9 protein-coding genes and 1 pseudogene are annotated in these 7,782 nt (G+C 67.1%); 2 read left to right on the top strand and 8 right to left on the bottom strand.

Going from position 1 to position 7,782, the window contains the following annotated elements:
- Positions 1–138: 138 nt before the first annotated feature.
- Complete coding sequence (locus tag ACLZN2_RS44895) at positions 139–1,809, top strand: hypothetical protein (protein ID WP_416985649.1); 1,671 nt, start codon at positions 139–141, stop codon at positions 1,807–1,809.
- Positions 1,810–1,830: 21 nt separating this feature from the next.
- On the opposite strand, the pseudogene ACLZN2_RS44890 reads toward ACLZN2_RS44895, so the two are convergent.
- The 5 genes and pseudogenes from ACLZN2_RS44890 to ACLZN2_RS44870 form a co-directional block, all read right to left on the bottom strand.
- A pseudogene (locus ACLZN2_RS44890) lies at positions 1,831–2,112 on the bottom strand (NUDIX domain-containing protein); the annotation flags it as partial.
- Between the two features lie 111 nt (positions 2,113–2,223).
- Positions 2,224–2,424, bottom strand: coding sequence for a hypothetical protein (locus ACLZN2_RS44885; protein ID WP_416985648.1), 201 nt, complete (start codon positions 2,422–2,424; stop codon positions 2,224–2,226).
- Positions 2,425–2,480: 56 nt separating this feature from the next.
- On the bottom strand, positions 2,481–2,675 hold the full coding sequence (locus ACLZN2_RS44880) for a hypothetical protein (RefSeq protein ID WP_416985646.1): 195 nt from the start codon (positions 2,673–2,675) through the stop codon (positions 2,481–2,483).
- Entirely contained in the window at positions 2,675–2,917 is a 243-nt protein-coding gene (locus ACLZN2_RS44875; RefSeq protein WP_416985645.1) for a hypothetical protein, read from the bottom strand. The genes ACLZN2_RS44880 and ACLZN2_RS44875 overlap by 1 nt, the downstream gene beginning before the upstream one ends.
- A 124-nt stretch (positions 2,918–3,041) precedes the next feature.
- Positions 3,042–3,641 (bottom strand): hypothetical protein, encoded by a 600-nt coding sequence (locus ACLZN2_RS44870; protein WP_416985643.1) that lies wholly within the window; start codon positions 3,639–3,641, stop codon positions 3,042–3,044.
- Between the two features lie 167 nt (positions 3,642–3,808).
- Between ACLZN2_RS44870 and ACLZN2_RS44865 the strand changes: the two genes are divergently transcribed.
- Positions 3,809–4,573 (top strand): GntR family transcriptional regulator, encoded by a 765-nt coding sequence (locus ACLZN2_RS44865; protein WP_416985642.1) that lies wholly within the window; start codon positions 3,809–3,811, stop codon positions 4,571–4,573.
- A gap of 247 nt (positions 4,574–4,820) precedes the next feature.
- On the opposite strand, the gene ACLZN2_RS44860 is transcribed toward ACLZN2_RS44865, so the two are convergent.
- The 3 genes from ACLZN2_RS44860 to ACLZN2_RS44850 form a co-directional block, all read right to left on the bottom strand.
- A complete protein-coding gene (locus ACLZN2_RS44860) occupies positions 4,821–5,558 on the bottom strand; it encodes a class I SAM-dependent methyltransferase (RefSeq protein ID WP_416985641.1) in 738 nt (245 codons plus the stop codon).
- Between the two features lie 64 nt (positions 5,559–5,622).
- Positions 5,623–7,017 (bottom strand): hypothetical protein, encoded by a 1,395-nt coding sequence (locus ACLZN2_RS44855; RefSeq protein ID WP_416985640.1) that lies wholly within the window; start codon positions 7,015–7,017, stop codon positions 5,623–5,625.
- Between the two features lie 2 nt (positions 7,018–7,019).
- Complete coding sequence (locus tag ACLZN2_RS44850) at positions 7,020–7,781, bottom strand: hypothetical protein (protein WP_416985639.1); 762 nt, start codon at positions 7,779–7,781, stop codon at positions 7,020–7,022.
- Position 7,782 lies beyond the last annotated feature (1 nt).

The following is a 7,782-nucleotide window of genomic DNA, read 5'->3' as shown; positions in this document are numbered from 1 at the left end:
CCACAGTCGTAGCCGCCTGGTCAGGCCACGACCAGCCCGACAGCCCCACCCGAAAGCCCGAAACGGGCATCACGTCACGTACTGCCCTCTGAGGTGTGCCGATTCAGCCCGTCCCGCACCAGTGCAGCTGAACAGCGGTTGACCGTCGACCTGGCAGAGGCGAACCGGGGCGAGTTCCAGGCGATGCTGGCGTGCCTGGCGCAGGGGTGGTCCGCGTCTGCTTGGGCAGAGACGCGCGGGCATGCTCTCGAAGCCCAGAGGGTGGCAAAGAGGCTGGACGCCGCTGTCAGGGATGATCACGCCGACCATGCCGAGGAGGATATCTACTGGCGCACGCTCGGGGTCTCAGCCCAGGAACTCGGCCTGGGGTCTGGTGTGGCGTCGCGAGCCCGTTTGCTGACGGTTCGGGCGAAGGACCCGACGGCATTCGACCGTCGGATGCGCCGGAACATGAGACACCTGATCGACGACTCGATGCCGATGACCGTGAAACTGTGCCATCACCTCGCCGGTCTCGCGCTGTCCGATCGTCCTTTGCTGGCACATCGAGCCACGCTTTCTGCGGGTGACCTTGTGACGTCTCTTCTGAAGTCCAAGCCTGAGCAGACGTGTTCGGTGATGGCACGACACGTCGATCGTGAGCCGGAGATGCTGTCCTCTCACCGTGGCCTGATCGCCTACCAGGACGCCTACAACCGAGCAGAACACATCGAGGAGAAGGCGCGTGCGGCGATGGATCTGTACCGGGTCGCGTTGGAAGGGGACGTCAAACGGACAGCCGTTGTGGTCCTGGAACTGCTGGGCAGGTCGATCCCGGATGGGATCTCACTCGCCACCGCACGCGACCTTTTGAGGGCTGAAAAAGATCAGCCCCTGTGTCAGCTCCTGGCTTCGGGGATCCGTCCCGAGTGGCGCAACGCGAACGCTCATGAGGACTTCCGCTGGGACCCCATTGCCGACACGCTTCTTCTGAGTGGACAACCCACCGATCTGGACGACGTGCTGGAGTCCGCCTCCCGCGCTCGCGTTGTCTGCCAAGGATTCGAACATGGCGTTGCTGTGGCCTATGCGCAGAACGCATCACTGATCGCCTGGGGAAAGGAGGCTCCGAACCACGTCGACCGGGACTTCTCCGTACTTCAAGCTGCTGGCGAATCGAGATTTCCTGTACTGGACATCCGGCGTCACCGCACGGTCGTACGTTTGGACGTGCCCGATATCTCCATCGAAACTCTGCCGGACGCCTGCCGGGCTCTGCTCCGGGCCGCCGGGATCGACTCTGGTGTCAAGCGCTGGGAGCTGCGACAGACATCACCTGATCGACTGCCTCTGCGTGTGGACCGAGAGGGATTGGACGAGGGACTCCGCATCGCGGAACCGCTCTGGGACATCGCCGACCCCGTTCCCTTCGCAGGACTTCCCCTGTTGGCGAATGCTATGGCCTACGCAGATGAGTCCGTCGAGACGGCTGTGTCAACGGTTCTCTGCTTCGCCGCTGCCCACGTCGTCGGGGAGCGAGACCGTCTGGCTCCCGCTCTTCTCTGTGGTGACCTGGCGGCCAAGGGTGAGTTGATCAGCATTGTGAAGCTGGTCGGCACCGGCGTCGAGGCGGCTGCCACGCTGATTGAGGGAGCGGCCCGACGGAAACTCCACGCCTTCGCCGAGGTTCTTTCCGGAGAAGGCCACCGGTTTGAGAGGGCTTCGCCCTATGAGCTCATCCGCGGACTCGTTCCTGCTCATCGGGCACTGCACAGACATGCGCCGGCCCGTGTGCCATGGATTGTCAGCCTGGATGATTCCGTGGCGTGAGGCCGAGCCGACCTCGTTCCGTCAGTTGGTCCATCCGTTCAGTGATACCTGGGCCCCTCCGCTCAGGTAGCGGTCCAGTGCGCTGGCGGTGGTGTTGACGAATTCTTCGGGGGCAGCATCGGCCCGAACCCACCTGACCTGGGCATGTTTGCGGGGCTCGCGGTTCTCCGGTTCGCCGGTCCGTTCGTCCGCGACGAAGACGACGGTCAGGAAGCCGTTGGGAGCTTCGACGCCCCAGACGCCGTGGATGATGTGGGCGACCTTCAGGGACTCCGGCTTCACGGTCAGGCCGGTCTCCTCGTGGTGGCCGCTGCCGGGACCACCGTGGGTGACCGACTGCGCGGCGGTCGCCCTCGACGGGCGTTGAGGACGCCTACCGAGGGCTCGGCCCGATGATCCTGCCGTACGCAGGGGTTACATGCGGCCCACGATGCGCGCGGTGCTGGGCGATGACTGGACGGGCTGACGGCAGTCCGGGGCGGCCGGGGGTGCGGGATGGCCGTCGAGGGCGCGGCAGAGGGCGGCGTGGAGGTGTTCGGCCTCGACGAGGGACAGGCTCAGCTCCGCGTCCGTCGCATCCTCACCCTGTCGGGACAACCGCAGTGGTACGGCCACACGATTGTCCTCACTACGCCACACCGGGCGTCCCGGGGTCCGTTCAACCTTCCAGTTCACGTCGTCCTCCCGATCCGTGCGAGGCGGTACGCGCCCCACAGTTCCCGTCCGGCCTCACAGCCGTCCTGTGCGTTGTGGACGCGCCTGCAACCGGCGTCGCACTTGCGGGTGTGCTCGAACCACAGTTGGTAGGCGCGCAACATGGGGATCTCGTGGCGGCGGGCAGCGGCCCCGACCTGTCCGCCGGCCATCAGCTTGCCTCCGTGAACTGTGCGACGAAGAGGGTGCGTTGACGTACCTCGGGAGGGAGGACGTAGGCGCCTACGAGCGTGCTGGCGATGTCGGCGGGGGTGATGACGGGGAGTTCGGTGGACGGCTGCGGGCGCGAGGCTCTACGGCGACGCGCGCCGGTGAGGATGGCGGCCCACATCTCGGGGGACGGGAGGCGGACGGGCAGGCCCGGGGCGTCTTCCGGAGGCGTACCGGTGTCCACGTCACGGACTGCGCGATGGCCGGGTTCGGGTGGTCCGAAGAGCACAAGCCGCACCCACGCAAGCGCCCGTGATACAAGGTGCATTGTCGATCTCCTACTCAGATCGGTCTGCCCCGGGGCCGTGTCAGCGGTCGCCGGGGTTTTGTTCGGCCTTGTTGCGGATGAGCGCCCAGAGGCGGTCGCCTTCTGCGGTGCGTTCATGTCCGTACGCGTCGGTGTCGGCGATGACTGCGAGAACGGCCTTACGTCCCGTCTCGCTGAGGTCCGGTGACAGGCCCGCCTCCAGGCGGATGCCGTCCGGTTCGCCCTTGCGGTGCACCTCGGAGCCTGTGGCGGCGGCTAGTCGTGCCGCGATTCGTTCGGCCTTCGGATTTGGCGGATGCGGGTCTGACTCCGGCGGCGTCTCCCGGATTTCCTGCGTCGGGATGGCGTTAGCCGTGGCGAAGTCGATGATCGCCTGAAGGTCCAAGCCGCGGAAGTGCTCCTGTCCTGCGGCGAGGCGGCCGTTGATTTCGCAGAACCGGATGAGCTCGTGCTCCCGTTGTCGGAGTCTGTCCAGCGGCCCAGAGATCCAGACTGCCTTTACTTGTGAGCCGTGAAGTTCCGCATCGGATTTGTGCGTGGCGACTCGCTGTTCGGGCATCCGCGACCTGCCGACCTTGATGATTCCGGTGAGGAATCCGACGGCGTAGAGATGACCCGTGTCCGCATTGGCGTCGCCCACGCGCGCTCCTCCTGTTCGGCGCGCCGGATCGTCGCCCGGCGTCAGCGCATGACTCGCTCGTGACCTCTCGGCCACGCAGCGTAGTTCTAATCGATTAGCTTGATCTGATCGATTAGATTTGTCAACGCAGGGGAAGAGCCGCACCACACCAGACCGGAGACCCCTACATGGCCCGACGGGCGTCTTACCTGCGCGTTGCTGATGACCTGCGCAGGCGCATCAAGGCTGGAGAGTGGGGCGTCGGCCAACGCCTGCCGTCCCGGGCGCAGGTTGCCGAGAACTATCAGGTCAGCCCCGCCGTTGTGCAACGCGCGATGGAACGCCTGATCATCGAGGGTCTGCTGGAGGGCCGCGCTGGTTCCGGCACCATGGTGCGCGCCCCGCGTGAACGGCTGCGCATGGTTCGCTCTCGCCACCGCGAGCAGCGTGGCGGCTCTCCCTTCCGCGCCGATATGAAGGAACAGGGGCGCCACGGCACCTGGGAATCCCACAGCCGGGCCCGCGTCCCCGCCCCCGACCGCGTTGCCCAGCGCCTCGCCATCGACCCTGGCGACCCGTGCGTGCGCACCACCTACGAGTTCCTCGCCGACGACCACCCGGTCCAGCTGTCCGAGTCGTGGGAGCCGATGGCCATCACCGGCGGCACCCCGATCGTCCTCCCCGAGATGGGACCTCTCGCCGGCATGGGAGTCGTGGAGCGGATGCGCACCATCGGGGTCGTCATCGACACGGCCGTGGAAGTCCCGCGCCCGGGCCGGGCCACTCAGGAAGAGGCCAACCTGCTGGGCATCAGCGTCGGTGACCTGCTGACCCGCATCGAGCGCACCTACTACGACAGCGACGGGCGTCCCGTGGAGACGGCGGACATCGCCGTGCCGGACGTGCGTTGGGAAATCGCCTACGAGATCCCGATCGGGCAACCCAAGGGCTGAGCACCGCGTGACAAGCCTTGAGGTAGCGACAGAAACTGCCTCGGTGACCAAAGTCCTGTATTTGATCTCCTGTGCCGCCCCGCCCGTTTGGTCCATCTCCACCGGCATACGTAAGGCGCAGGTCATGCGGGTGGCTCCCGCGGCGGCGTAGCCGGGCGGGTGCGTGGTGCCGTGTGTGGGCGGAGGCCCGCGAGTCCGGGGGCGGCTAGGGACGGGCGTCCCGGACTCGCGGGCTGCTGAGGGGTTACTACTTCGTGGCGACGACGTAGACACTGCCCCAGCGGCGCTTGGGATTGGTCATGGTGGGGTCGAACGTCCAGGGGGCGACGGTGGTGAAACCGGCCTCGGTGAAGAGCTGGACGAGCTTCTCGTGGTCGTAGGCCCACAGGTGTGGGGTGTAGATGGGGTCGTCGTCTTGGTCGCGGAAGACGAGGTTGACGAGGTCGAGCCGCGTATTGATGTCGCTGCGGCAGTCGCGCTTGGCGTACCAGCGCTCGATCGTCTCGTCGGTGGCGTCCAGGGGGCCGGGGTACTGGCTCAGGGCGAAGGCGGCGTCGGGAACGCCGGTGATGATCCGGCCGCTCGGTACGAGGACGCGGTGGGCCTCGCGGACGTAGTGCTTGGCAGCGCGCGGGTAGTCGATGTGCTCCAGGAAGTGTTCGGAGAAGATCTCGTCGGTGCTGTCGTCCTGGAGGGGGATGCCCTCGCGGATGTCCCAGAGGAGGTCGGCCGGCGGAACGAGGTCGATGTTGAAGAAGCCGGCGATGCGGTGGGCCCCGGCGCCGATCTGGACCTTGGCGGGCGTGTCGTCGATCCGGCTGTTGGGCCAGGCGCGCTGGCTGGCGTGATGGTAGCGGTGCAGTTCGATCTCCTTGGCGGCGGCCCGGAGGGCGCGGGCGAGGCCGTGGGTGGTGCCGGGGGCGGCGAGGACGGAGGCGATCTGCTCGCCGAGGAGGTCGACGGAGGGCATGCCGGAGGGACTCATCACGGATCTCCTGCGTGTGAGGTTGCTCAGGGTGGGGTGGGCCGCGGATGGGCGGCGGCGATGATCAGGCGATGCTGTGCGCGGGGGCGGTCCACTGGTTGTTGCGCATCAGGGTGTATTTGATGTCCACCAGCCGTGGGGCGATGGTCAGCGAGAGCTCTTCGGCCGGGTGGAGGTGGCCGGCACCGTCTTGTTCGGCGCGCCAGACACGGTAGTCGAGGTTGGGGTAGGCCGGGTTGATGCCGATCTCGCCCTTGGGCATCGTGCCGTTGAACGGGGCGACGATGTCCATGTGGTTCCAGTAGTTCCAGGCTTGCAGCGCCTTGTGCTGGTCGAAGTAGAAGTAGAAGTCGGGGTAGCGGCCGAAGGTGCGCAGTTCCCGGTGGATGAGGTGGCCGAGGAGCGGTCCGAGCTGGGTAGCCAGGGATTCGAACTCCCAGCGCGTGTGGCGCCAGGCTTCGGGGGCTTCGCCGGGCGTGAAGAGACGGGCGGCGACGAGGTAGCTGATCCGCTCGACCAGGTATGCGCTCGCGTGGCTGGTGTCGATGGTCGGATCGACTCGGTGGATGAGTGTGGCCAGCTCCTTCGGACGGGGACGGAACCTCGCCAGGTCGAACTTGCCGGCCATAGCGGGGAAGGAGGCGAACAGCATCTCCTTGTACAGCCAGTTGTTCAGCTCGCCGAGCTCGGCCAGGCGCCGGGTGTGGCGGGAGGTCGAGTGGAGCATCAGGTACTCGGCGACCGCTTCGAAGTACAGGTAGCCGAGGATCGGCAGTCGGGGGATCGTCTCGTCGAGCAGCTTCAGGAACGGCTTGGCATCGACACGGGTGCCCTGGTAAGCGACGGCGGCAGCAGTGGCGAGGAACGCGGCCGAGTTCTTGACCCGGCTGACGACGGTCTCGCGCAGTTGGTGCCGTTCGTTCTTGCTCAGCAGGTATTCGAGGTGGCTGTAGATTTGCAGGTGGATGAGACCCAGCCGCAGGTAGTCCACGCCCGCGAGCCCGCGGTACGCCTGCGGCGGGGTGTCGATCTCGAAGAGCAGCGGCGTGGGGACGCGATCGGTGACGCCGAGCTTGGCCAGGAAGGCCGGCGCTTCCTTGGTCAGGACGTAGGCGCCCAGGTTGTGCATGCGGAAGCCCTGGTCGGTTGCGGTGAGCGGCGCGCAGTAGATGCTCCCGACGAGGCAGCCGCCTGACGGGTAGAGCACTCCCTGTCGGCTGATCTCCTCCAGGGCGTGGGTGACATGCAGCAGGTGCAGCTTCCCGTTTCCGCTTAGGGCCTCGAAGAGGGCGTTCTGCCGCAGCAGGTGGCCGTTCGGGGTCTCCTCGGCGAGCCGTCTGTCCCAGTTCGCGGCCTGGGTGGCGAGCGGGGCGGTGTGGTCAGCGGGGCTGGGGATGAGGGCGGAGTCGAAGAAGGCGTGGGCGTCGGCCCACAGGTGGTAGGCGTCAAGGAAGTCCATGGTCAGAGCAGGCCCCTCTCGGCGAGCGCATAACGCACGGCCTCGGTGCCGCTGGCCCCGGCGAGGTAGGCCTGCTCGGAGGTGAGAACCAGGTCGAAGGCGAGGCCTCGCAGCTGGTCGAAGGCGGGCTCGCGGACGTACCGGGCGTTCGGCCACCACTTCAGCTTCGGCAGGCGGTAGCGGTCCAGGGCATCGGCGGCCTTGACCACGTCGGTGATGTGATCGGCCCGGGCGCGGTCGGACTTGTCGTCCGCAGTGAACGCCTCGTACGGGACGTCGTGCAGTCGGACGGCGGTGGCCGCCTGCACGATCCGCCGTGGACTGGCGGTGAGCCCGAAGTGGGCCCAGACCGTGTCGGCGTTCGCGGCGAGCCAGAGGGCCGCGCGAGCGCCATGCCCGCGATCGTCCTGGTCGTGGCGCCGCTGGCAGTCGTGTACGGCGGCGGCGAGGATCACCGTGGCGGTGTCGGAGTCGTCCAGGCCGTTCGCCTCGGCGAGGACGGCGGCGAGCGCCGCCGTCCTCATAGCGTGCCGAACGCCGTGGAGCGACGTGTACAGGCGGGGGTCCGCCCACCACCGGGTGGGCAGTCCGCAGTGCGCGAGCAGCTCCTTCGACTCCGGACGCAAGACCGGTGCCGGCGTCGGCGGAAGGTCGGGCCTGTTGTCGCTGATCCACGCGATGGTGGCGTGGTCCATGTGCTGGTGGAGCGGGAGTTGCCCTCGGGCAGCCAGGTTGATCAGACTTGTCAACGGGGTCGTGCTCACT

The sequence above is a fragment of the Streptomyces sp. T028 genome, from assembly GCF_048159505.1.
Lineage (GTDB): Bacteria > Actinomycetota > Actinomycetes > Streptomycetales > Streptomycetaceae > Streptomyces.
Note: the sequence above shows the minus strand (reverse complement) of the source record. Positions and strands in the feature narration are given on the sequence as shown.